Raw genomic sequence first — 23,021 nt, 5'->3', positions numbered from 1 at the left:
CCGGAAGCCGGTCCCGGCGGATTCAGCCGACCGGCTCCGGCCGGGATTCCGGCTCCACGACCGGGGCCGCCGTCCCGGCGACGCGCCGCCGGCGCCGGACCGGAACGGTGAGCACGGCCAGACAGGCGCCGACCAGGCCGACGCCGAACCAGCCCACGCCCGGCAGCCGCTCGCCGACGACGAGCACCGCGAGCACGGCCGCGACCGCGGGCTCGAAGAGGGACAGCGTCGTCGCCGCGCTCGCCGGCACCCGGGCCAGGCCCCAGCCGAAGAGGAGATAGCCGACGAACATCGGCACGACCGCCAGGTAGGCGCCGACCGCCAGGTGCCGCCCCGCCTCGAGGAACGGGCCGCCCGTCGCGACCAGGACCGGCATCAGCAGCAGCCCGCCGAGGCCGAAGGTCGACCCCATCGCGGCGCGCGAGGAGAGGCCGCCGGCCATCAGCCGGTGCGCGGTCCACGAGTAGAGCGCGTACGTGAGGCCGGCGAGCAGGCCGAGTACGGTGCCGGCCACCGGCCGCGGTGCCGTCGCGTCCGCGCCCCCCGCCGCGCGGGCCACGCAGAGCAGAACCGTTCCGGCCAGCCCCAGTCCGGCCCCGACCACCCAGCGCGGGGAGAGCCGGCGGCCGTCGGCGACGCGCTCGATCAGGGCCGAGGCCAGGGGCGCGGAGCCGATCGACACGACGGTGCCCACCGCGACGCCGGCCAGCCGCATCGAGGTGTAGAAGGCCAGCGGATAGACGGCGACGGCCACCGCACCGACCAGTACGACGGGCCAGCGGGCGCGCAGCAGCGCCCGGTCGCGGCGTAGGTGACTGCCGGCGACCAGGGCCTGGAGCAGGCCGCCGACCCCCATCGCCGCGGCGCCGACGGCCAGCGACCCGACGGCCGGGGCGAGGCTCGCCGCGGTGCCGGTCGTGCCCCACAGCAGCGAGGCCGCCAGGACGCACAGTGCGCCCAGGCCGGCGCCGCGGTCGGTCACAGCGTCTCCAGCGGGATCGGGCGGTGGTTCGGCGGGCAGGCCATTCTAGCCGCGTGCGGGGCGGTCACCCGTGATCATGCCGACCCACCGGATCAGGAAGGATCCGGTTGTTCCCGGGGTTGTCGTAGGTGTCGGGAACACTGGACCCGACCGATGACCAAACGGAGGTGACGGTGTCCCACCCGATGTCCGGAGCAGGCGGTGGCATGGGCGGCTGGAGCATGCTCCGCTCGATGCGCGACCAGGAAACGGTCGACAAGCACCGGTTGACCCGTGGCACCGCCCGGCGCATCGTCGCCTTCGCCCGTCCGTACCGTGCGGACATCTCGGTCTTCCTGGTCACCGTGGTCCTGGCCGCCGTCATCGGCGTCGCCACCCCGGTGCTGGCCGGTGACGTCATCAACGCCATCACCGGCGGCGGCCCGGAAGCCGGTTCCGTCGTCGTACGGCTCGCGCTGTTCATCGCCGGTCTGGCCGTCGCCGACGCGCTGCTGCAGTTGGCGCAACGCTGGTTCTCCGCCCGGATCGGTGAGGGCATCATCCTCGACCTGCGCAGCCGGGTCTACGACCACGTGCAGCGCATGCCGTTGCAGTTCTTCAGCCGTACCCAGACCGGCGCCCTCGTCAGCCGGCTGAACAACGACGTGCTCGGGGCCCAGCGGGCCTTCACCTCAACCCTGTCCGGCGTGGTCAGCAACGTCATCCAACTGGTGCTGACCGCCGCGGTCATGTTCACCCTGTCGTGGCAGATCACCGCGCTGTCCCTGGTTCTGCTGCCGATCTTCATCCTGCCCGCCCGCCGGGTCGGCCGCCGGCTGGCCGAGATCACCCGGGAGTCGTACGACCTCGACGCGAAGATGAACGCCACGATGACCGAGCGGTTCGGCGTCGCCGGCGCACTGCTGGTCAAGCTCTTCGCCCGGCCCGACGTCGAGGCGCGGAGGTTCGGGCAGCGCGCCGAACGGGTCCGCGACATCGGCATCCAGTCGGCGATGTACTCGCGTACCTTCTTCGTCGCCATGCTGCTGGTCGCCTCGCTCGCGCAGGCGCTCACGTACGGCCTCGGCGGCTGGCTCGCCGTCACCGGCTCGGTCAGCGCCGGCACCGTCGTTACCCTCGCCCTGCTGCTCACCCGCCTCTACGGGCCGCTGACCGCGCTGTCGAACGTGCGCGTCGACGTGATGAGCGCGCTCGTCTCGTTCGACCGGGTCTTCGAGGTGCTCGACCTGAAGCCGTCCATCGCCGAGAAGGCCGACGCCGTCGACATCCCGGCCGGCTCCGGGCACCTGGAGTTCCGCGACGTGTGGTTCCGCTACCCGAGCGCGGCCGAGGTCTCGCTCGCCTCGCTGGAGAGCGTCGCGGCGCTGGACCGTACCGAGTCCGACCCGGTGCTGCGCGGCGTCAGCTTCACCGTCCAACCCGGCCGGATGGTGGCCCTGGTCGGCCCGTCCGGGGCCGGCAAGTCGACCACCTCGATGCTCGTCTCCCGGGTCTACGACGTCAGCGACGGTGCCGTCCTGGTCGGCGGGGTCGACGTACGGGACGCCACACTCGACTCGCTGCGCGACACCATCGGCGTCGTCACCCAGGACGCGCACCTGTTCCACGAGTCGATCGCGGAGAACCTGCGCTACGCCAAACCCGACGCCACCGAGGACGAGATGTGGGCCGCCCTTCGTGGCGCCCAGGTCGCTGACCTGGTCCGGTCCCTGCCCGACGGCCTCGAAACGACCGTGGGCGAACGCGGCTACCGCTTCTCCGGTGGCGAGAAGCAGCGGATCGCGATCGCCCGGATGCTGCTCAAGGCCCCTTCGATCGTGATCCTCGACGAGGCCACCGCGCATCTCGACTCCGAGTCCGAGGCGGCCGTGCAACGGGCGCTGACGGCCGCGCTGTCGGGGCGTACGGCCCTGGTGATCGCGCACCGGCTGTCGACGGTCCGGGAGGCCGACGAGATCCTGGTGCTCGACGGCGGCCGGATCGTGGAGCGCGGCCGGCACGACGAACTGGTGGCCGCCGGCGGCCTGTACGCCGAGCTGTACCGCACCCAGTTCGCGGTCGCCGACTCGCCGCCGCGTTACGTCGACGATCCCGAGCCGATCGTCACCGTCCCGGCCCGCGACTACGTGTCCGGCGACGCCCTCGGCCCGACCTCGTGAGCCGCGCCGGGCCAGAGTACGCGTACCCGGTGTCGCCGGGGTGTGGTGCCGGCGTGCCGGACCCGGGCGGCACATAGCGTCGGCGGCATGGATGGGACGCCGACGGGGGTACGGCAGCGACCGGGATGGCCGGTCACCGCCGTACTGCTCCTGACCCTGGCCTGGCTGGCCGCGCTGGTGCTGATCGCCTACCTGTACGTCGGGGTCGGCTTCGAGTCCTGGTCGGCCCACTTCGGTGACGACGACGAGGCCGCCCGCGCGGACCGCGTCCGGCGGAGCTACGCGCTCGCCATGTACTTCTGCCTCACCCTGTTCGTGGGGCCGGCCCTCACGACGACCGTGGCGGCGGTCGGTGGGCTGCGCCGCACCGCCATCGGGTACGGCGTCGTCGCGGTGCTGCTGGCCGGGCTGGCCCTGGCCGGCTGTGCCCTGACCGCGCGGGATGCCGACCGTGGCCGGCAGGCACCGCCACCGCCGCCGCCATCGCCGGTCGAGTACTGCGTGCCGGTCAGCGGCAGCGAGAACCGCTGCCCCGGCGGCTGACGGCCGGACCCGCCGCGCACCGGTCGGGTGGCCATGATCGTCTGCTGTTCCAGCACCCGACACGCCGGGTACGGACCGCCTGAACAGCAGACGATCATGACGACAGCGTCCCGGCTGACCGCTCAGCCGGGTTCGACCATCGTGGATAGGCTTTGCGCCACCGAACCGTGGGGAGATCCGGTGAGTCAGAAGGTGCTCAGGCTGATCGGCTACTGGCACGGCCCGTGGGCGCGGGAGGGATGGCCGGACGTCCGGGACTACATCGCCTCGGATTCCGATGCCGCGCAGCGGCGAGCAGTAGTCGCGTACCTGCGATCGGGGAAAGCGTGGGCAGCAGCCGCACGGGTGGGGGCGAGCGGCGACCGGCTGTTCGGGACTTACCGGGTAACGGGCGACAGGGCTGTCAACGGCCGGGTCGGGCCGCCGTCCCCGGCAGCGTCAGGGTGTGTACCCGACCGGCGAACTGGATCACGACGGTGCCGTCGCCGCGGCGCAGCGCCGGCAGCCGGCGCGGGCGGGGGGCGTCGGCTCCCCGGTAGTGCCAGGTCGCCTCCCGGGCGGCCAACTCGTCGCGGGCCGGGCCGGTCAGCCGGCCGGCGGCGTGCAGGTCGCGGGCCAGGTCCCAGCCGTCACGCAACGAGCCCCGGGTCGGTCGGGTCGCCGCGAAGCCGGCGAACGTCGCCGGCCAGTCGGCGCCGAGGCCGGCGGCGAGCAGCGGCCAGTGCCGGGCGACGTCACCGGCCCGCTTGCGGAGCAGCGCGGTGCGGGCGATGCCGACGAGCCGTTCGTCGAACCCCGGCGGTACGGGCGCGCCGGTGACCAGCGCCGCGACGAGTTCGGCCTGCCGGGCCGCCAGGTCGCCGGGCGGCGGCCCCGGCGGGTGCGGCGCTGCCGGTGCGGGGCCGGCGCCCGGGTGCTCGGGGCCGGCGGTCATGTGACCGTGGGATAGCCGGACGCGGCGGCGATGGCGTCGAGTTCGGCACGCAGCACGTCGCCGGCCGGGTAGTTGCCGTCGCGCTCCAGCAGCAGGGCCGGCGGCCGGTGCCGGGCGCACAGCTCGCCGATCAGGTCGAGCACCTCGGCCGGGATCGGGTCGGTGTGCGTGTCGTGGTAGACGCCGGCGTGTTCGGCGCCGCCCGCGACGTGCACGTACGCGACCCGGTCCAGTGGCAGCCGGTCGAGCAGGTCCACCGGGTCGGTGCCCCGGTTGCGGGCGTTGGCGTACACGTTGGCGATGTCGAGCAGCAGCAGGGCGCCGGTCCGGTCGAGGATCTCGGTGATGAACTGCGCCTCGGTCAGCTCGTCGTCGGGCCAGTCGAAGATGGCGGCGATCGGTTCGAGGGCGATGGGTACGGGCAGTTCGGCCTGCGTACGGCGGACGTTGGCGACCACCGCGGCGACGGCTTCCCGGCTGCGGGGCAGCGGCAGCAGGTGGCCGGCCTCGACGTCACCGGCCCGGACGAAGGCGATGTGTTCGCTGACCAGCGGCGCGTCGACGACGGCGGCGGCGTGGGCGAGGTGGGCGACCCGGGCCGGGTCGACGGGTTCGGCGCCGCCGAGGGAGAGCCGTACGCCGTGCGGGACGACGGCGACGTCACGCGCCCGCAGGTCGGCGAGTGCGGCCGGGGCCGGGCCGGTGGGTGGCAGCGACTCGGCGACGACCTCGACGAACCGCAGGCCGGGCAGGCCGGCGACGAATCCGGAGATCTCCGGCCGCCACCCGATGCCGACGCCGTGGCCGGCGGTCATCCGCCGCAGCCCCCGCCGCAGCCGCCACCCCCGCCGCCACCGCACGAGCCACCACCACCACCGTCCGAAGAGGAACCGCCCCCGCAGGAGCTGCTTCCTGCGCCGCCGCTGGCGTAGTTGCGCTGGATCTCCGCATCGCCGGCGAATCCCGGGTCGAGTGCCCACAGTGACGCCGCGCCGAAAAGGGCGACCCCCATCGCGGCACCGGCCGCCCCGTACGTGGCGTAGGCGGGGGAGGTCTGGGGGGTGAGGTGCACGTGCTGGACCCGCAGTCGACTGAGTGCGGCCCGGGCGGCCCGGGTGCGGCGCGGCACGACGTTGTAGAAGACGATCGCGACCGGCGCGTACAGCACCGTGAACAGGACGATGAGGCCGACCGGCCGGTCGTTGGCGACACCGGCGAAGATCCGCGCGACGCCCACGAGGAGCAGGCCGAGCATGAACACCGGGACGATCCGGGCGGCCAGACGGGTGCTCGCGGTCGGGGCCAGCCCCTGCTGCTCCAGCGACTCGCGGAGCTGGTCGAGGGCCCGGGCGACGAAGCTGTCGGCCTGCAGTTGGCGGGGCTTGATCCGCTTCTGGGCGGCGTTGTAGACGGCGGTGTCCAGCGGGGTGGCGCCGAGCGGCAGCTGGCCGCGGACGGCGAGGGTGCGGTCCTTCGCCACCCCGATCACGCCGGCGCTGCGCAGCGCGGCCAACGACGAGTAGACGGCGAGCCGGTCGCCGCCGTTGAGGTAGGCGGCCTGCTGCGGGCCGAGCTGCCCGGGCGACACGTCGCGGCGCCCGGCGAAGAGGATCAGCCGGTGTACGACGGCGAGCGCGCTCAGGGTGGTCGCGGCGATGAAGAAGATCAGCAGGAAGGTGGGACCCGGGATGCCCCAGGTGTCAGCAGGGGTAGCTGGAACTTCCATCGTGCAACTCCAGTCGCGTCAGGGGGTCCGCGGCCTCATTGTGTCGCGCCGGTGCCACCCTGGCCCCGGGCGCGGGTCAGCCCTTCACCGACGCGCGGCGGACGGCCTCCTCGACGAGGTCGAGGACCGCGCCGAGGTCGCCGGCCGGCCGGCCCATCGCCAGGTGCAACACCAGCCCGTCGTACGCCAGCTCGAGGAACTGGGCCAGCACCTCGATGGACACGTCGTCGCGCAGTACGCCGGCGTCCCGCTGGCGGGCGAGGCGTTCGCGGGTGGCCTCGGCGATGCTGGCGGAGCGTTCGGCCCACCGCCGGGCGAAGGCGGGGTCGGTGCGCAGTCGCCTGGACACCTCGAGCTGGGTGCCGAGCCAGCCGGTCGTGTCCGGGGACTGGGCCCGGTCGAGCAGGTCGCGCATCACCTGCACGAGACCGTTCCGGGCGACCGTCTCGGCCATTTCGGCGGCGTCGTCCTCGGCGACGGCGAGGAAGAGGGAGTCCTTGTCCCGGAAGTGGTGGAAGATGGCACCGCGGGACAGGCCGGTCTGCTCTTCGAGCCGGCGCACCGTCGCGCCCTCGTAGCCGAGTCGGGCGAAACAGGCCCGGGCCGCGGCGAGGATCTCCTGGCGGCGCGCGTCGAGCTGGTCCTGGCTCACCCTGGGCACGCGACGATCGTGTCACGCCGGTGGCCCGCCATGCAATCCGTACGTACGGCTTGGCAGCGCCGGGGACGACGTGGCGGACCTGCGTCGATATCCTGTCGCGGTGACCGTCACCGCGCCGATGGGCGCCCCCGCCCACCCGGCGCCCGACGGCGCGTTGACCGTGGCCGCCGGGCAGGCCGAGGCGGTGCCCGGCGACGTGCCCGGCAACGCCGCGACCGTGGCCCGGCTGGTCCGGCAGGCGACCGCGCGGGGCGCGACCGTCGTCGTACTGCCCGAACTGTTCCTGCCGGCGTACCATCCGCCGACGCTGGCCGATCCGCTGACCGATGTGGCCGCCGACGACGCCGGCCTGGTCGACGACGCCCGGCTGGAGCCGCTGCGTTCGGCCGCCCGCGACGGGAGTGCCGTGGTCGTGGTCGGGGCGGCGGTACGGCATCCCGACGGCCGGCGCACCTGCTCGGCGCTTGTCGTGGACCGCGCCGGGACGGTCACCGCCGGGTACGACAAACAGCACCTGTGCGGCCCGTACGAGAAGGAGCTGTTCACCCCGGGCGTACGCGGCGCGACGTTGACCGTCGACGGTTGGCGGCTGGGGCTCGGCATCTGCTACGACGGCTGCTTTCCCGAACACGGTCGGGCGGCCGCGGCCGACGGCGCCCACGCCTATCTCTGTCCGAGTGGTTACGAACGCGGTTCGGAGCACCGCCGTGATCTCTACTATCCGGCGCGCGCGTTGGACAACGGCATGTACGTGGTCTTCGCGAATCCGGTCGGTGGGGCCACCCGGTGGTGGTTCAACGGCGGTGCCGCCGTCTACGACCCGCAGGGCCGTCCGCTGGTCCGGGCCGCCGACGAGGGCGAGGCGGTCGTCGTCACCGTCTGCGACCCCGCGGAACTGGTCCGGGTGCGGACCGCCCACTCGATGCTCGCCGACCGGCTGCCCCACCAGGGTGCCTCCCGGGCATCGATCGCCGGCTGAGTCGCGAATCGGTCGACGCCATTTGATCAATGGCAAATAATGTTTACATGACAGGGGTGTTGTCGGATGCCCGACATCACATAAGGTGCGCGGGTGCCACTCCTGTTCCTCGATCTGGACGACACTCTGCTCGATCGCGGCGGGCCGTTTCGCGCGTGGGCCGAGCAGTTCCTGGCGGCTGTCGGCGCGCCGCCCGGAGACATCGAATGGCTACTCTCCGTCGATGCGGACGGTCTGACCGACCGGTGGGACGTGGCCGACGCCATCCGTGCGCGCTACCAGTTACGGACCCCGTCGATCGATCTGGTCGACGCGCTGCACGAGGGCGTGATGGAGCACATCCGGCTCGATCCGCTGGTCGCCTGCGCGCTGCGGATCGCCGACGACGCCGGCTGGGTGCCGGTCGTGGTGACCAACGGCGCCAGCCGGCAGGAGGACGCCAAGATCCGGCGGACCGGGCTGGACCGCTACGTCGCCGACTGGGTGGTCGCCGACGAGGTCGGGGTGAGCAAACCCAACCCGCGGATCTTCGCGATGGCCGCCCAGCGGGTCCGGATGCGGCTGAACGGGGCCTGGGTCGTCGGCGACAGCCCGGAGGCCGACATCGGCGGCGCGGCGGCGATGGGCCTGCCCAGCGTGTGGCTGCATCGCGGCCGCAGTTGGCTGGAACCGCGGTTCACCCCGACCCGTACGGTCGGCGGGCTGCTGCCGGCGCTGGCCGCCGTACTCGGCGCCTGAGGTCGGCCGTTTAATTCGGTTGACCTTCCGGCCGCCCCGCGGCAGACTTCCCGCGTCGTGTGACCACCGGGTGCGCCCGGTCGAGTGGAAGGGAGTTGAGCACATGGCTGTCATCGCTGTGCGCGTCTTGCTGCCTTCTTCCATCTCGACCAAAGGAACCCTGCTGTGCGCGAGCACGAATACGCACCATCGGCGCGCGAGCGTCGCACCCGTGGCAACCGTCGCTTCGACGACGACGACCCGCAGTTTCTGAAGCGCGGCCGGCAACCGTCGCCGGGCGGCTTCGACACCAACACCGACACCGACGAGCCGGACACCGGTGACCGCTGGTCCACCTGGGACGATGCCGTACACGGCCCGGAACCGCACCCGGCCTGGCTGGTCACCGAGCTGGCCGCCGTCGACACCGAACTCGGGGTGCTGAAGACCGGCAAGGAAGCCGACGTGCACCTGGTGCGCCGCGCGGTGCCGGACACCGACCGGTCCTGCCTGCTCGCCGCGAAGCGGTACCGCGCCCCGGAGCACCGGCTCTTCCACCGCGACGCCGGCTATCTCGAGGGCCGCCGGGTCCGCCGGTCGCGGGAGAACCGGGCGATGACCGCCCGTACGGCGTTCGGCCGGGAGATGATCGCCGGCCAGTGGGCGGCCGCCGAGTTCAGCGCGCTGACCCGGCTGTGGCAGGTCGGGGTGGAGTTGGGGGCGATCGCCGTCCCGTACCCGGTGCAGTTGCGCGGCACCGAGCTGATGTTGGAGTTCGTCGGCGACGCGGAGTCGGGTACGGCGGCGCCCCGGTTGGCGCAGGTGCGTCCCGAACCCGTGGCCCTCGAGCGGCTCTGGGAGCAGCTGGTCGACGCCCTGGTGGTGCTGGCCCGGTCCGGGCTGGCCCACGGCGACCTGTCGCCGTACAACCTGCTGGTCCACGATGGACGGCTGGTGATCATCGACCTGCCGCAGGTGGTCGACCTGGTCGCCAACCCGCAGGGGCCGGAGTTCCTGGCCCGCGACGTACGGGTGGTGAGCACCTGGTTCGTCGCCCGTGGCCTGTCGACGGACCTGGCCGACCCGGCCGCCCTGACGGCCCGCCTGCTGTCCGAGGCCGGCATGCGCTGACCGCCCCGCCCCGTTCCCCGCGATCTTGCACTTGTCGCCCGGCAAACCGGACGAAAGGGGGAGACAAATGCAAGATCGCGGGACGGTTGGTCGCGGGACGGCGGTGGCGTGGGGGCGGAGAGAGGTTACTGGAGGTAGCGCTCGACCTGGGCGCGGCTGGCCGGGTGGGTGGCGTCGGGGTCGCTGCCGGAGTCGCGGGCGGCCCGGCGCCGGCGCAGCAGGTCCCAGCACTGGTCGAGGGACTCCTCCAGCTCACGCAGCCGGGACTGCTCCTCGTCCGAGGAGATCCCACCCGCCTGCGCCTGCGTACGCAGGCGGTGCTCCTCGTCGACCAGCTCGTTGATCCGGCCCAGAATCGTCCTGTCGTCCATGTCTGAGAGCCTGTCACACCGGGCCGCCCGCCGTCCGCCTTCGGCCACGTGCCGCGCCGCCCCACCCGGGCACGACAAGGGCGGGCCCCGGTCGGGAGCCCGCCCTTGGTCGCGTACCTCGGATCAGCTCGTGATCATGCGGCGCAGCACGTACTGCAGGATGCCGCCGTGCCGGTAGTAGTCGGCCTCACCCGGGGTGTCGATCCGGACCACCGCGTCGAACTCGACGCCGCTGTCCGTGGTGACCTTCACGGTGCGCGGGGTGCTGCCCTCGTTGAGCGCGGTCACCCCGCTGATCGAGAACGTCTCGGTGCCGGTCAGCCCCAGCGACTCCGCCGTCTCGCCCTGGGGGAACTGCAGCGGCAGCACGCCCATGCCGATCAGGTTGGAGCGGTGGATGCGCTCGTACGACTCGGCGACGACCGCCTTGACGCCGAGCAGCATCGTGCCCTTGGCCGCCCAGTCCCGCGACGAGCCCGAGCCGTACTCCTTGCCGGCCAGGATGACCAGCGGCACGCCGGCCTCCTGGTAGGCGACCGAGGCGTCGTAGATGCTGGTCTGCTCGCCGGTGAGGTGGTTGACGGTGAAGCCGCCCTCGACGCCGGGCACCAGCTGGTTGCGTAGCCGGATGTTGGCGAAGGTGCCGCGGATCATCACCTCGTGGTTGCCGCGCCGGGAGCCGTACGAGTTGAACTCGTGCCTGGGCACGCCGTGCTCGGCGAGGTACTTCCCGGCGGGGGAGTCGGCCTTGATCGAGCCGGCCGGCGAGATGTGGTCGGTGGTGACGGAGTCGCCGAGCCGGGCCAGGACCCGGGCGCCGGCGATGTCGCCCACCGGCGCCGGCTCCTGCGCCATGCCCTCGAAGTACGGGGGCTTGCGGACGTACGTCGACTCGTTCTCCCAGGCGAACGTGTCGCCGGTCGGGGTGGGCAGCGACTGCCAGCGCTGGTCGCCGGCGAAGACGTCGGCGTAGTCGCGGCTGAACATCTCGCTGGCCACCGACGCCGCGATGACATCCTCGATCTCGGCGGCGCTGGGCCAGATGTCGCGCAGGAACACCGGCTGGCCGTCGGCGCCCTCGCCGAGCGGCTCGTTGGCGACGTCGATGTCCATCGTGCCGGCCAGCGCGTACGCGACGACCAGCGGCGGGGACGCCAGGTAGTTCATCTTGACGTCGGGGTTGATCCGGCCCTCGAAGTTGCGGTTGCCGGAGAGGACCGAGACGACGGCGAGGTCGGCCTCGTTCACGGCGGCGGAGACCGCCTCGGGCAGCGGGCCGGAGTTGCCGATGCAGGTGGTGCAGCCGTAGCCGACCAGGTGGAAGCCGAGCTTCTCCAGGTAGGGGGTCAGACCGGCCCGCTCGTAGTAGTCCATGACCACCTTGGAGCCGGGGGCGAGGGTGGTCTTGACCCACGGCTTGCGGGACAGTCCCTTCTCGACCGCGTTGCGGGCCAGCAGCGCCGCGCCGATCATCACCTGCGGGTTGGAGGTGTTGGTGCACGACGTGATGGCGGCGATGACGACCGCGCCGTGGTCGAGTTCGAACTCGGTGCCGTCATCGCCGGTGACCCGGATCGGGTTGGACGCCCGGCCGCCCGCGCCCACCGCCGCCGTGACCAGGTCACGCGGCTTGTCGGCGGGGTCGTTGAGGCCGTCGGCGGCCGGCGGGTCGCTGGCCGGGAACGACTCGGCGCTGGCCTCGTCGGCGGGGCCGCCGACGGCCGGCGGGACGTCGGCGACGTAGTCGGTCAGCGCCGAGCGGAAGAGGGTCTTGGCGCTGCCCAGCGGCACCCGGTCCTGGGGGCGCTTCGGGCCGGCCAGCGACGGCTCGATGGTGGACAGGTCGAGTTCGAGCCGCTCGGAGTAGTTGGGCTCGGCGGCCGGGTCGTGCCAGAGGCCCTGCTCCTTGGCGTACGCCTCGACGAGCGCGACCTGCTTCTCGTCGCGGCCGGTGAGCTTCAGGTAGGCGATGGTCTCGGCGTCGATCGGGAAGATCGCGACGGTGGAGCCGTACTCGGGGCTCATGTTGCCGATGGTGGCCCGGTTGGCCAGCGGTACGGCGCTCACGCCGGGGCCGTAGAACTCGACGAACTTGCCGACCACGCCGTGCTTGCGCAGCATCTCGGTGATGGTCAGCACCAGGTCGGTGGCGGTGGTGCCGGTCGGCATCTCGCCGTGCAGCTTGAAGCCGACGACGCGGGGGATCAGCATGCTGACCGGCTGGCCGAGCATGGCGGCCTCGGCCTCGATGCCGCCGACGCCCCAGCCGAGCACGCCGAGGCCGTTGACCATCGTGGTGTGCGAGTCGGTGCCGACGACGGTGTCCGGGTAGGCCTGACCGCCCCGCTCCATGATCGTGCGGGCCAGGTATTCGATGTTGACCTGGTGCACGATGCCGGTGCCGGGCGGGACGACCTTGAACTCGTTGAACGCGGTCTGGCCCCAGCGCAGGAACTGGTAGCGCTCCTTGTTGCGGCCGTACTCCAGTTCGACGTTGCGCTCGAAGGCGTCCTCGCGGCCGAAGAGGTCGGCGATGACGGAGTGGTCGATGACCAGCTCGGCGGGGGCGAGCGGGTTGACCTTGGTCGGGTCGCCGCCGAGGTCGCGTACGGCCTCGCGCATGGTGGCCAGGTCGACGACGCAGGGCACGCCGGTGAAGTCCTGCATCAGGACCCGGGCCGGGGTGAACTGGATCTCCACGCTCGGGTCGGCGTCGGGGTCCCACTGGCCGAGCTGGCGGATGTGGTCGGCGGTGATGTTCGCGCCGTCCTCGGTGCGCAGCAGGTTCTCCAGCAGGATCTTCAGGCTGTACGGCAGGCGGTCATGCCCGTCGACCTGGCTGATCTTGAAAATCTCGTAGCTCGCGTCAGCGACGCGTAGCTGGCTCTTCGCACCGAAGGTGTCGAGGCTCGCCACGTCCGTACTCCCTTACACCAGCGACCGTCTAGTACCTGAGCAGCAGTCTTTCCTACTCGTTACCGCACCTGGCCGGTTAGGTAACACTTACCTCTTGTTCTGCTCCGGGTTCAACAAAACCGTACGTCCGTCTTGTTAAAGGCGCAACCTCGTGCCAGGCTCTGGGACGAGGAGGTCCGCCCATGATCCACCACGTGCAGCTCGCCTGCCCGCGTCGCAGCGAGGACCTGTCGCGCGCCTTCTACGTCGGCGTGCTCGGCATGGTCGAGAAGCCCAAACCGCCGGCCCTCGCGGCCCGCGGCGGTTGCTGGTTCACCGGGTACGGCATCGAGCTGCACCTCGGCGTCGAGGACGACTTCCGGCCGGCCCGCAAGGCGCACCCCGGCCTGCTCTGGCCCGACCTCGACGACCTCGCGGCCCGGCTGGAGGCGGCCGGGCATGCGGTGACCTGGGGCGACGGCGAGCTGCCGGGCATGCGCCGCTTTCACACCCACGACGTGCACGGCAACCGGCTGGAGTTCCTCGCCCCGCTGCCGTGACCGCCGGGACGGACCGAGTGCGCCGGGGCGGACCATGATCGCTGAGACGGACCTGTGACGCGGTGGTCGGTCAGGCCACGACCGGGCAGGATGGCGGCCATGGTCGGCGAGGGTTCCCCGCGCAGGCGCCCGCCCTGGCTGCTCGTCGGGATGCTCGCGCTGGCGCTGGGCACCGCCGCGTTCTCCGTCGACCGGCCGCTGGCCGGCAAGGTCGGGCTGCTCCTGGTGCTGGTCGGGGTGAACCTGGTCTTCTGGCGGGTCACCACGGCGGTCGACCGGCGGACGGCCGGGCCGGGGCGGCGCGAGTCGACCGGGGGGTTTGCCGACCTGCCCCGCAGGAAATCCTCATCGTCGTGAGCGCCTCGATCGATCTGGACACGCTGACCGACTTCTTCGACCGGTATGGCGCCGCGTTGACGGCCGCCGACGTACCCGGGATCGCCGCGTGCTACGCGCTGCCGGGGCTGGTCGTGGCCGACTCCTACAGCTTCTCCTTCGCCTCGCCGGCCGCGGTCGCGCTGTCGTTCGTCGGCGCCGCGCCGGACTACCGGGAACGGCAGCTGGTGGCCGCGCACGCCCAGATCCGCGACGTGCGGCGGCTGTCCGGTGCGCTGACCTTGGTCGCGGTCGAGTGGGAGTACCTCGACAGCGCCGGTCGCGCGGTGCCCGGCGAGTCCTATCAGTACCTGCTGCGGACCGCCGCCGGTGGTCCGGTCATCTGCACCGTGATCCGCGCCGGCTGACCGGCCCCGGCGCTTTCCCGCGATCTTGCACTTGTCGCCCCCCATAAAGGACAAAGGGGGGAGATAACTGCAAGATCGCGGGCGTGTTTCGGGGGTGTTACTTGCGCAAGATGATGCATGGCGAACGCGTGGCCCTGCAAGGTCTTGCAGAAGGTTTCCGCAAAGGCTAGCGTGCGTGCGAATCCGCGACCCTAGGAAGGCCGTCGATGAAACCCCCGCCACGCACGCGCCCAGCCCCGCTCGCCCTCGTCGCCCTTCTCGCGCTCGCCCTCGTCGGCACGCCGGTCGCGGTGTACCCGACCGGGGCCCGCCCCGCGCACGCCGCCGCACCCGCCGGCGCCCAGCAGTGGAACAGCGAACCGTCGGCGGACGCGCTGGCCAAGGCCCGCCCCGGCGCCAGCCGCGCCGAGCAGTTCTACTTCGTACTGCCCGACCGGTTCAGCAACGGCGACCCGCGCAACGACCGCGGCGGCCTGTCCGGCGACCGGCTCAGCACCGGCTACGACCCGACCGACAAGGGCTTCTACCACGGCGGCGACCTCAAGGGCGTGATGGACCGGCTCGACTACATCCAGGGCCTGGGCACCACCGCCATCTGGCTCGCCCCGGTCTTCAAGAACCGGCCCGTGCAGGGCACCGGCGCCGACGTGTCGGCCGGATACCACGGCTACTGGATCACCGACTTCACCCAGGTCGACCCGCACTTCGGCACGACCGCCGACCTGAAGAAGCTGGTGAAGCTGGCGCACCAGCGCGGCATCAGGATCTACCTCGACGTGATCGTCAACCACACCGCGGACGTCATCAGGTACGAAGAGGACAGTTACACGTACGTCGACAAGGCCACCGCGCCGTACCGGGACGCGCAGGGCCGGCCGTTCGACGACCGCAACTACGCCGACGGCAGCCGCGACTTCCCGGCGGTGAACACCGACTCGTTCCCGTACACGCCGACCTTCGCCACCCCGGCCGACGCGCGGGTCAAGGTGCCGGCGTGGCTGAACGACCCGACCATGTACCACAACCGCGGCGACACCACCTTCGCCGGCGAGAACAGCGAGTACGGCGACTTCTACGGCCTCGACGACCTGTGGACCGAGCGCCCCGAGGTGGTCCGCGGCATGACGAAGATCTTCGCCGACTGGATCGCCGAGACCGGCGTCGACGGCTACCGGCTCGACACCGTCAAGCACACCAACCTCGACTTCTGGCCGCAGTTCAGCCGGGGCATCGAGCAGGCCGCCACGCGCGCCGGCAAGCCCGACTTCTTCATGTTCGGCGAGGTCTACAGCGGCGACCCCGAGGTCACCTCCACCTACGTCCGGCAGGGCGAACTGCCCGCCACCCTCGACTTCGCCTTCCAGGAGACCACCCGCGGCTACGTCGCCGCCGACGCGTCGGCGCGTACGCTGGCCGACCTGTACGCCCGCGACGACCTCTACGCCGCCCGCGACACCGGCGCCGGCCGGCTGCCGACCTTCCTCGGCAACCACGACGTCGGCCGGATCGGCTCGGCCATCGTCGGCGGCTCCACCGACCCGGCCACCCATCTGCGCCGCGACCAGCTCGCCCACGAGCTGATGTTCCTCACCCGCGGCCAGCCGGTCGTCTACGCCGGCGACGAGCAGGGCTTCACCGGCCCCGGCGGCGACAAGGACGCCCGGCAGACCCAGTTCGCCAGCCGTACCCCGGACTACCTCGACGACGACCTGATCGGCACCGACGCCACCCACGCCACCGACAACTACGACACCCGCCACCCGCTCTACCGGACCATCGCCGACCTCGGCAAGCTGCGCCGCGACCACCCGGCGCTGCGGGACGGAATCCAGGTCACCCGGTACGCCGCCGACGGGCCCGGCGTCTTCGCCTTCTCCCGCGTCGACCCGGCGCAGCGGATCGAGTACGTCGCCGCGGTCAACAACGCCGGCACCGCGCAGACCGTCACCGTCGACACCTGGTCGGCCGGGGCGAACTTCCGCGGCGTCCACGGCACGAACGCCACCACCCGGGCCGGCGCCGACGGCAAACTCACCATCACCGTGCCGCCGCTGTCCGCCGTCGCCCTGCGCGCCGACCGGGCCGTCCCGCAGCCCGGCGCCAAGCCGGCCGTGACGATCAGCGCGCCGGCAGCCGACGCCGCCGTGGCCACCCGCGCCGCCGTCGTCGCCGACGTCACCGGCGACCCGCTGTCCACCGTCACCGTCGCGGCCAAGGTCGGTGACGGGAAGTGGACCCTGGTCGGCACCGCCGACCGGGCGCCGTACACCGTCCACCACGACCTCGACGGCCTCGCCGCCGGCACCCGGGTCGAGTACAAGGCGGCGGTCCGCGACAGCCGGGGCCGGACCGCCAGCGCCAAGCGCGTCGTCACCGTCGGCACCCCGCCGGTCGCGGAGTCCCGGGACTGGGCGGTCGTGCACTACCAGCGTCCGGAAGGCGGCTACGACGACTGGAACCTCTACGCGTGGGGCGACATCGACCCGGCGTACGTCACGCAGTGGCCGGCCGGGCAGCCGTTCGTCGGGGAGGATTCGTACGGCCGCTTCGCCTGGGTCAAACTGAAGCCCGGTGCCGAGCAGGTCGGCTTCCTCGTGGTCGACGGCAACGGAGTCAAGGACGTCGACGCCGACCGGACCATCGACGTCAGTCAGACCGGCGAGATCTGGATCAAACAGGGAGACCCGACCATCTATCCCACCCGCCAGGCGGCCACCGGGCAACCGGATCCGCCCGTCGACGAGAACACCGCGGTCCTGCACTACCGGCGACCGGCCGGCGACTACGACGGCTGGGGGCTGCACGTCTGGGACGGTGCCGCCAACCCCACCGACTGGTCGGCGCCGCTGCCACCCGCGCAGACCGACGCCTTCGGGGCCACCTTCCGGGTGCCGCTGTCCGCCGGCGCGACCGGGCTGAGCTACATCATCCACAAGGGCGACACCAAGGACCTGCCCGAGGACCAGCGGCTCGACTTCGCCACCGCCGGGCGGGAGGCGTGGCTGCTGGCCGCCACCCCGGGCCGGCTGCTGCCGGTCTCCGCCGGCACCACCCGCGACCTCGACATCAGCAGCCAGCGGGCGCACTGGATCGACCGGTCCACCGTCGCCTGGCAGGTCGGCCCCACCGACGGCCGCCGCTACGACCTGGTCACCGCACCGGCCGGCGGACTGTCCATCGTCGACGACGAACTCGTCGGCGAGCACACCACGATCCCGTTGCGGGCGACCCCCAACGGACTCACCGAGGCGCAGCGCGCGAAGTTCCCGCACCTGTGGGCGTACGAGGCACTCGCGGTCGACAAGCGCGACCACGGCAAGCTCGCCGCCGCGCTGCGCGGCCAGCTCGTGGTCACCGAACGCGACCACGAGGGCAACCTGATCTCCGCCACCGGGGTGCAGATCCCCGGCGTCCTCGACGACCTCTACGCCAAGGCCACCGACGCCGACCTCGGCGCCACCTTCCGTGGCGGCCGGCCCACCCTCGCCGTCTGGGCACCGACCGCCCGCACCGTGGGCCTCGAACTCTTCGACACCCCGACCGGCACCCCGCGCCAGGTCGGCATGCGCCGCGACGACCGCACCGGGGTCTGGTCGGTGACCGGCGAGAAGAACTGGACCGGCCGCTACTACCGCTACCGGATCGAGGCGTGGCAGCCGGCCGTGCAGCGGATCGTCACCGCCTCGGTCACCGACCCGTACTCGGTGGCCCTGGCCGCCGACTCCACGCACACCCAGATCGTCGACCTGACCGACCCCGGCCTCGCCCCGACCGGCTGGGACAAGCTGCGCAAGCCGGCCGCGGTGTCGTCGAGCCGTACCCAGATCACCGAACTGTCCGTCCGCGACTTCTCCATCGCCGACGACACCGTGCCCGCCGACCGGCGCGGCACCTACCTCGCCTTCACCGACCCGAACACCGCCGGCATGAAGCACCTGCGCGGCATCGCCGACGCCGGCGTCACCCACCTGCACCTGCTGCCGGCGTTCGACTTCGCCACCATCCCCGAACGCCGCGCCGACCAGGCGCAGCCCGACTGCGACCTGGCCGCCCTGCCGCCGGACTCCGAACAGCAGCAGGCGTGCATCGCCGCCGTCGCCGACACCGACGGCTACAACTGGGGGTACGACCCGCTGCACTACACCACCCCGGAGGGCGGGTACGCCGTCGACCCGGCCGGCGCCGCCCGGACCCGGGAGTTCCGGCAGATGGTCGCCGGGGTCAACAACGCCGGCCTGCGGGTGGTCATGGACGTCGTCTACAACCACACCTCGGCCGCCGGCGCCGACCCGAAGTCGGTCCTCGACCAGGTGGTGCCCGGCTACTACCACCGGCTGCTCGACGACGGCTCGGTCGCCAACTCCACCTGCTGCGCCAACACCGCCCCCGAGCACGCGATGATGGACAAGCTGATCGTCGAGTCGGTGGTCACCTGGGCCCGGGCGTACAAGGTCGACGGGTTCCGGTTCGACCTGATGGGCCACCACCCGAAGGCCAACATGCTCGCCGTACGCAAGGCGCTCGACGGGCTGACCGTTCGCAAGGACGGCGTCGACGGCAAGGCGATCCTGCTGTACGGCGAGGGCTGGGACTTCGGCGAGGTCACCGGCAACGCCCGCTTCGTCCAGGCCACCCAGTTCAACATGGCCGGCACCGGCATCGGCACCTTCAACGACCGGCTGCGCGACGCCGTACGCGGCGGCGGCCCGTTCGACGAGAACCCGCGCGTGCAGGGCTTCGCCAGCGGCCTGTTCACCGACCCGAACGGTGACCCGGTCAACGGTGACGAGGCCGCGCAGCGGGCCCGGCTGCTGCACCAGCACGACCAGATCAAGGTCGGCCTGACCGGCAACCTCGCCGACTACCGGTTCACCTCCACCGCCGGCACCCCGGTCACCGGCCGGCAGGTCGACTACAACGGCTCACCGGCCGGCTACACCGCCGCGCCCGGCGAGGCGGTCACATACGTCGACGCGCACGACAACGAGATCCTGTACGACGCGTTGGTCTACAAGCTGCCGACCGGTACGTCGATGACCGACCGGGCCCGGATGCAGGTGCTCGCGATGAGCACCGTCGTGATGGGCCAGGGGACCGGGTTCGTCACCACCGGCACCGAGCGGCTGCGGTCGAAGTCGCTGGACCGCAACTCGTACAACTCCGGCGACTGGTTCAACCAGATCCGCTGGGACTGCGCCGACGGCAACGGCTTCGGCATCGGGCTGCCGCCGGCCGGCGACAACCAGGAGAAGTGGTCGTACGCCCGGCCGCTGCTGGCGAACCCGGCCCTGGTGCCGGACTGTGCCGCGGTCGGGCTGACCGACGCGCGCTACCGGGAGCTGCTCCGGATCCGGGAGTCGTCGCCGGTGTTCGGGCTGCCGACCGCCGCCGAGGTGCAGAAGCGGGTGACGTTCCCGCTGTCCGGCACCGCCGAGACCCCGGGCGTGATCACCATGCGGCTCGACGGCCGGGGCCTGGACCGGCAGTGGAAGTCGGTGACCGTCGTGTTCAACGCCGGCCCGCAGGCCGCGACGCAGAAGGTCGACGGGCTGCGCGGCGCGAACGTCGCCCTGCACCCGGTGCTGGCCGACTCGGCCGACCCGGTCCTGCGTACCGCGACCTTCGACCGCGGCACGGGCACCTTCACGGTCCCCGCCCGCAGCGTGGCCGTGTACGTCGAACGCTGACCCGCCACGGCGGCGCCCCGGCAAATCCGTTGCCGGGGCGCCGCCGCGCGGCGTGCAATGAGCCGTGACCACCAACCACGTACAGACCAACCGCGAGGTCTGGGACAACATCGCCGACTGGTACGCCGAGCGGGCTCCCGCCAACTGGGCGGCCGACGAACCCGACTGGGGCATCTGGAAGATCCCGCAGTCCGAGCTGCCCGTCCTGCCCGCCGACGTCGCCGGCCTCGACGCGGTCGAACTCGGCTGCGGCACCGCCTACGTCTCGGCCTGGCTGGCCCGCCGCGGCGCCCGCCCGATCGGCATCGACAACTCGCCCCGCCAGCTCGCCACCGCCCGCGCCATGCAGGAACGCTTCGATCTGCACTTCCCGCTGATCCTGGCCAACGCCGAGGAGGTGCCGCTGCCGGACGCCTGCGCCGACCTGGCGATCAGCGAGTACGGCGCGGCGATCTGGTGCGACCCGTACCGGTGGATCCCCGAGGCGGCCCGGCTGCTGCGCCCCGGCGGCCGGCTGATCTTCCTGGCCAACTCCGTGCAGCTGATGCTGACGATGCCCGACGTCGGCGCGGCCGGCGAGACGCTGCTGCGCCCGCTGTTCGGGCTGCACCGTCTCGAGTGGCCGGGCGAGGGGGTCGAGTTCCACCTGCCGCACGGCGAGATGATCCGGCTGCTGCGCCGCTGCGGCTTCGAGGTCGAGGACCTGATCGAGGTGCGGGCACCGGAGGGCGCGCAGACCGCGTACGACTTCGTCGGCCTCGACTGGGCGCGTCGGTGGCCGACCGAGGAGGTCTGGTTCGCCCGCAAACGCTCCTGAGCCGTCAGTGGTCGAACGGCGGTGTTACGGAGGCGATGAGCCGGTGCATGCCGGTGGACGGGTTGTCGTGCGGAAACTCGGTGCCGTTGCCGGCATGCCACTTCTCCAGTGCCCTGGCCCGGTCGGCCGCCGCCTTCCGCAACGTCATGTAGGTCTGCGCCGCGAGTCCCTTGTCCGACTGTCCGTCGTGGGTCCGGCGGAGCCTCCGGGCTCCGTCGTTGTCGAGCCATCGCCGGTGGTCGTTGAAGTGCAGGGCCAGCCACAGCTCGAAACAGGGGTTCGAGACCGCGACCAGAATGCCGTGCCGGGCGGCGAGCGTCAGTGCCTCGGTGAGTCCTGGATGGTTCCTCGGCCACTCGACGTCGAAGACACACCAGAACTCGTCCACCTCACCCTGCTCGCGGTCCGTCTTCTCCTTCGCGGCGATCGCCATCTTGACCAGAGTCAGTGGTACCGAGCCCTTGCCCTGGGTCTCGATCGTCAGATCCACGGCGGCCACGTCCCGGATCAGCGGCTCCCGCCGGAGGGCTTCCAGGTATTCGGGTTCCGTGCGCTGCCCTTCGCAGTACACGGCGAGGGTCTTTCGGGGTAGCCGGGTGCCGACCTTGCGTTTGAGGGATTTGGGGCCCGTCCGACCACGTGCCGCCATCAGTCCTCCTGGGCGGCCATGCCGAGCGCCCGACGCAGGGTCTGCTGGTCGAGTTCGGGAACCGCGCCGAACCTTCCCTGCAGATAGGCCCTTTCCAGGTTGAGGGATCTACGCACCCTGTCCCCACCGAACTCGGCCAGTGCGGTGAGGGTGGTCGACCCCTCCGCGGCCTTCTCGGTCAGCCACACCTCGTCCCGGTTGAGGTGATTGAGCAGGCTCGTGTCGTGGGTGGTGAACACCAGTTGCGCACCGTGCGGGTTCGTGACCGGATCCTGGAACAACTCCAGCAACTTCGCGGACAGGCGCGGATGCAGGCTGGCGTCGATCTCGTCGAAGAGTAGTACCTGGCCGGTCCGAAGAGCCTTCAGCACCGGCCCGATCAGGTGGTACCAGGTCCGGGTTCCTTCGGACTCCTCGTCCAGTTCGAACGGAAGCTCCTGGTCGGCGGCCCGGTGAATCAGTCGCACCCTTTTTCGGGCCCCCCTAAGGTCCGCGAAGAGGTCGGGCAGTCTTTCTTCGAGGATTTCGACGTCCTCGATTCCCAGGTCCGCGAATCTCAGTAGCGTCAACGCGGTTTCCCGGTTCACGAGGTGGGCGGCTTCCTCGTCCGAGGCGCCCTGTCGCCCCTCGCCGCTCGGGGTGTCGAACAGGCGCATGGTCCGGCCCAGCCCGGCCGACTGTTCGCGCCAACGGGGCACCCGGTGTCGGGTGCCCAAGAGGCCGATCTGCTCCAGGGACTTTCTGAAGTTCAGAATCTCGGGCTCGCCGAAACGTGCCGCCGCCGAGAGGGCCAGGGTCGTCGACGTCAACAGTTGGCGGGTGCCGGACAGTCCCTTCAATCCGCGGCGGAAACTGAGCTCCATCCCCTCACGCTCGAGAAGGGTCCTGGCTCGCTGTTCCGGGTAGCTCTGTAGCTGCTCGAAAATGACCGCCGAATCATCGACCTCGAGTCGATACGTGTGTCGGACGTCGGCCACCATCATGTCGAGTTCGAACGTCGATGCTCTCTCCAGCCACCCGTCAAACTTGAAGGGTTCGCGGGGTATGACCTCTTCCCAGGTGCGTAGCGACCGGCCTACCGCCGCGGAGAGCCAGGCGAGTGCGTCGAGCACGTTGGACTTTCCGGACGCGTTCGGACCGTAGATACCGGCGATGCTGAGGACACGTTCGGAGAGTCGCTCGAACGCGCGCGCCGACGGCCGATCCTCGTCGACGGCGATCATCGACAGCTCCACCGGCTCCTTGATCGAGCGGTGGTTGGATACCTCGAATCGCAGTAGCAAGAGGTCGCCTCCGTGCGCCAGTCCAGCATGCAGAGAGCATCCTACGTCCAGACCGAACGGAAACAGGGTTCCAACTGCCCTGCGGCGACGATCTCAGCATCCGCTGGTGTGGCCGGACCCGCCGGAGGGGTAACTGTCGCGGGCCACAGCGAATTCAGTGTGGATACATCGAATTCGCTGTGGC

19 protein-coding genes are annotated in these 23,021 nt (G+C 71.7%); 10 read left to right on the top strand and 9 right to left on the bottom strand.

The annotated features are described in order from the left end of the window. Positions 1 to 22: 22 nt before the first annotated feature. Entirely contained in the window at positions 23 to 982 is a 960-nt protein-coding gene (locus Prubr_RS01045; protein WP_212820722.1) for a DMT family transporter, read from the bottom strand. Positions 983 to 1,149: 167 nt separating this feature from the next. On the opposite strand from Prubr_RS01045, the gene Prubr_RS01040 reads away from it, so the two are divergent. After that, positions 1,150 to 3,141, top strand: a complete 1,992-nt coding sequence (locus Prubr_RS01040) for an ABC transporter ATP-binding protein (RefSeq protein WP_212820720.1) — start codon at positions 1,150 to 1,152, stop codon at positions 3,139 to 3,141. Positions 3,142 to 3,228: 87 nt separating this feature from the next. Further along, a complete protein-coding gene (locus tag Prubr_RS01035; protein WP_212820718.1) occupies positions 3,229 to 3,684 on the top strand; it encodes a DUF6234 family protein in 456 nt (151 codons plus the stop codon). A 403-nt stretch (positions 3,685 to 4,087) separates the two neighbouring features. Here Prubr_RS01035 and Prubr_RS01030 read toward each other — a convergent pair whose 3' ends face one another. From Prubr_RS01030 to Prubr_RS01015, 4 genes are all read right to left on the bottom strand, one after another. Continuing rightward, positions 4,088 to 4,618: an SCO6045 C-terminal-like domain-containing protein gene (locus Prubr_RS01030; protein ID WP_246568195.1), complete on the bottom strand. Its 531-nt coding sequence runs from the start codon at positions 4,616 to 4,618 to the stop codon at positions 4,088 to 4,090. Next, positions 4,615 to 5,433, bottom strand: a complete 819-nt coding sequence (locus Prubr_RS01025; RefSeq protein ID WP_212820716.1) for an MbnB/TglH/ChrH family RiPP precursor modification enzyme — start codon at positions 5,431 to 5,433, stop codon at positions 4,615 to 4,617. Before Prubr_RS01025 ends, Prubr_RS01030 begins: the two co-directional genes overlap by 4 nt. Further along, the gene (locus tag Prubr_RS01020) at positions 5,430 to 6,344 is read right to left on the bottom strand and encodes a TIGR04222 domain-containing membrane protein (protein WP_212820714.1); all 915 of its coding nucleotides are present in this window, start codon (positions 6,342 to 6,344) and stop codon (positions 5,430 to 5,432) included. The genes Prubr_RS01025 and Prubr_RS01020 overlap by 4 nt, the downstream gene beginning before the upstream one ends. 76 nt (positions 6,345 to 6,420) lie before the next feature. Then, the gene (locus Prubr_RS01015; RefSeq protein WP_212820712.1) at positions 6,421 to 7,005 is read right to left on the bottom strand and encodes a TetR/AcrR family transcriptional regulator; all 585 of its coding nucleotides are present in this window, start codon (positions 7,003 to 7,005) and stop codon (positions 6,421 to 6,423) included. Between the two features lie 100 nt (positions 7,006 to 7,105). On the opposite strand from Prubr_RS01015, the gene Prubr_RS01010 reads away from it, so the two are divergent. The 3 genes from Prubr_RS01010 to Prubr_RS01000 all read left to right on the top strand — a co-directional run bounded on the left by Prubr_RS01010 (position 7,106) and on the right by Prubr_RS01000 (position 9,832). Continuing rightward, entirely contained in the window at positions 7,106 to 7,984 is an 879-nt protein-coding gene (locus tag Prubr_RS01010) for a carbon-nitrogen hydrolase family protein (protein WP_246568193.1), read from the top strand. 93 nt (positions 7,985 to 8,077) lie between these two features. Continuing rightward, positions 8,078 to 8,722 carry an HAD family hydrolase gene (locus Prubr_RS01005; protein ID WP_212820710.1) on the top strand — a complete coding sequence of 215 codons (645 nt, stop codon included), beginning with the start codon at positions 8,078 to 8,080 and terminating at the stop codon, positions 8,720 to 8,722. A 165-nt stretch (positions 8,723 to 8,887) separates the two neighbouring features. After that, entirely contained in the window at positions 8,888 to 9,832 is a 945-nt protein-coding gene (locus tag Prubr_RS01000) for a serine protein kinase RIO (protein WP_212820708.1), read from the top strand. Between the two features lie 125 nt (positions 9,833 to 9,957). Here Prubr_RS01000 and Prubr_RS00995 read toward each other — a convergent pair whose 3' ends face one another. Together Prubr_RS00995 and acnA are read right to left on the bottom strand one after the other, a co-directional pair. After that, positions 9,958 to 10,203 (bottom strand): DUF2630 family protein, encoded by a 246-nt coding sequence (locus Prubr_RS00995; RefSeq protein ID WP_212820706.1) that lies wholly within the window; start codon positions 10,201 to 10,203, stop codon positions 9,958 to 9,960. Positions 10,204 to 10,326: 123 nt separating this feature from the next. After that, positions 10,327 to 13,119 carry an aconitate hydratase AcnA gene (gene acnA / locus Prubr_RS00990; RefSeq protein ID WP_212820705.1) on the bottom strand — a complete coding sequence of 931 codons (2,793 nt, stop codon included), beginning with the start codon at positions 13,117 to 13,119 and terminating at the stop codon, positions 10,327 to 10,329. Positions 13,120 to 13,301: 182 nt separating this feature from the next. Here acnA and Prubr_RS00985 point away from each other — a divergent pair, with 182 nt between their 5' ends. The 5 genes from Prubr_RS00985 to Prubr_RS00965 all read left to right on the top strand — a co-directional run bounded on the left by Prubr_RS00985 (position 13,302) and on the right by Prubr_RS00965 (position 20,905). Beyond that, on the top strand, positions 13,302 to 13,658 hold the full coding sequence (locus Prubr_RS00985) for a VOC family protein (protein ID WP_212820704.1): 357 nt from the start codon (positions 13,302 to 13,304) through the stop codon (positions 13,656 to 13,658). A gap of 99 nt (positions 13,659 to 13,757) precedes the next feature. After that, the gene (locus Prubr_RS00980) at positions 13,758 to 14,015 is read left to right on the top strand and encodes a hypothetical protein (RefSeq protein ID WP_212820703.1); all 258 of its coding nucleotides are present in this window, start codon (positions 13,758 to 13,760) and stop codon (positions 14,013 to 14,015) included. Next, complete coding sequence (locus tag Prubr_RS00975; RefSeq protein WP_212820701.1) at positions 14,012 to 14,401, top strand: hypothetical protein; 390 nt, start codon at positions 14,012 to 14,014, stop codon at positions 14,399 to 14,401. Before Prubr_RS00980 ends, Prubr_RS00975 begins: the two co-directional genes overlap by 4 nt. 206 nt (positions 14,402 to 14,607) lie before the next feature. Continuing rightward, the gene (gene pulA / locus Prubr_RS00970; RefSeq protein ID WP_212820699.1) at positions 14,608 to 20,088 is read left to right on the top strand and encodes a pullulanase-type alpha-1,6-glucosidase; all 5,481 of its coding nucleotides are present in this window, start codon (positions 14,608 to 14,610) and stop codon (positions 20,086 to 20,088) included. 64 nt (positions 20,089 to 20,152) lie between these two features. After that, positions 20,153 to 20,905, top strand: coding sequence for a class I SAM-dependent methyltransferase (locus Prubr_RS00965; RefSeq protein ID WP_212820697.1), 753 nt, complete (start codon positions 20,153 to 20,155; stop codon positions 20,903 to 20,905). A 4-nt stretch (positions 20,906 to 20,909) separates the two neighbouring features. On the opposite strand, the gene Prubr_RS00960 is transcribed toward Prubr_RS00965, so the two are convergent. Both Prubr_RS00960 and Prubr_RS00955 read right to left on the bottom strand, forming a co-directional pair. Continuing rightward, positions 20,910 to 21,554, bottom strand: a complete 645-nt coding sequence (locus Prubr_RS00960) for an RloB family protein (protein WP_212820695.1) — start codon at positions 21,552 to 21,554, stop codon at positions 20,910 to 20,912. Next, entirely contained in the window at positions 21,554 to 22,789 is a 1,236-nt protein-coding gene (locus Prubr_RS00955; RefSeq protein WP_212820693.1) for an AAA family ATPase, read from the bottom strand. Before Prubr_RS00955 ends, Prubr_RS00960 begins: the two co-directional genes overlap by 1 nt. Between the last annotated feature and the right edge of the window lie 232 nt (positions 22,790 to 23,021).

Origin of the sequence: Polymorphospora rubra (assembly GCF_018324255.1) — a bacterium.
In the GTDB taxonomy this organism is placed as follows: Bacteria; Actinomycetota; Actinomycetes; order Mycobacteriales; family Micromonosporaceae; genus Polymorphospora; species Polymorphospora rubra.
This window is presented reverse-complemented; position numbering and strand designations above follow the sequence as displayed.

Excerpts from the sequence above, each read along its gene's own strand:
- Prubr_RS00980 (WP_212820703.1), top strand. The coding sequence starts at position 13,758 with ATGGTCGGCGAGGGTTCCCCGCGCAGGCGCCCGCCCTGGCTGCTCGTC.
- Prubr_RS01035 (WP_212820718.1), top strand. The coding sequence starts at position 3,229 with ATGGATGGGACGCCGACGGGGGTACGGCAGCGACCGGGATGGCCGGTC.
- Prubr_RS00960 (WP_212820695.1), bottom strand. The coding sequence starts at position 21,554 with ATGGCGGCACGTGGTCGGACGGGCCCCAAATCCCTCAAACGCAAGGTC.
- Prubr_RS00995 (WP_212820706.1), bottom strand. The coding sequence starts at position 10,203 with ATGGACGACAGGACGATTCTGGGCCGGATCAACGAGCTGGTCGACGAG.
- pulA (WP_212820699.1), top strand. The coding sequence starts at position 14,608 with ATGAAACCCCCGCCACGCACGCGCCCAGCCCCGCTCGCCCTCGTCGCC.
- Prubr_RS01025 (WP_212820716.1), bottom strand. The coding sequence starts at position 5,433 with ATGACCGCCGGCCACGGCGTCGGCATCGGGTGGCGGCCGGAGATCTCC.
- Prubr_RS01030 (WP_246568195.1), bottom strand. The coding sequence starts at position 4,618 with ATGACCGCCGGCCCCGAGCACCCGGGCGCCGGCCCCGCACCGGCAGCG.
- Prubr_RS00985 (WP_212820704.1), top strand. The coding sequence starts at position 13,302 with ATGATCCACCACGTGCAGCTCGCCTGCCCGCGTCGCAGCGAGGACCTG.
- Prubr_RS01020 (WP_212820714.1), bottom strand. The coding sequence starts at position 6,344 with ATGGAAGTTCCAGCTACCCCTGCTGACACCTGGGGCATCCCGGGTCCC.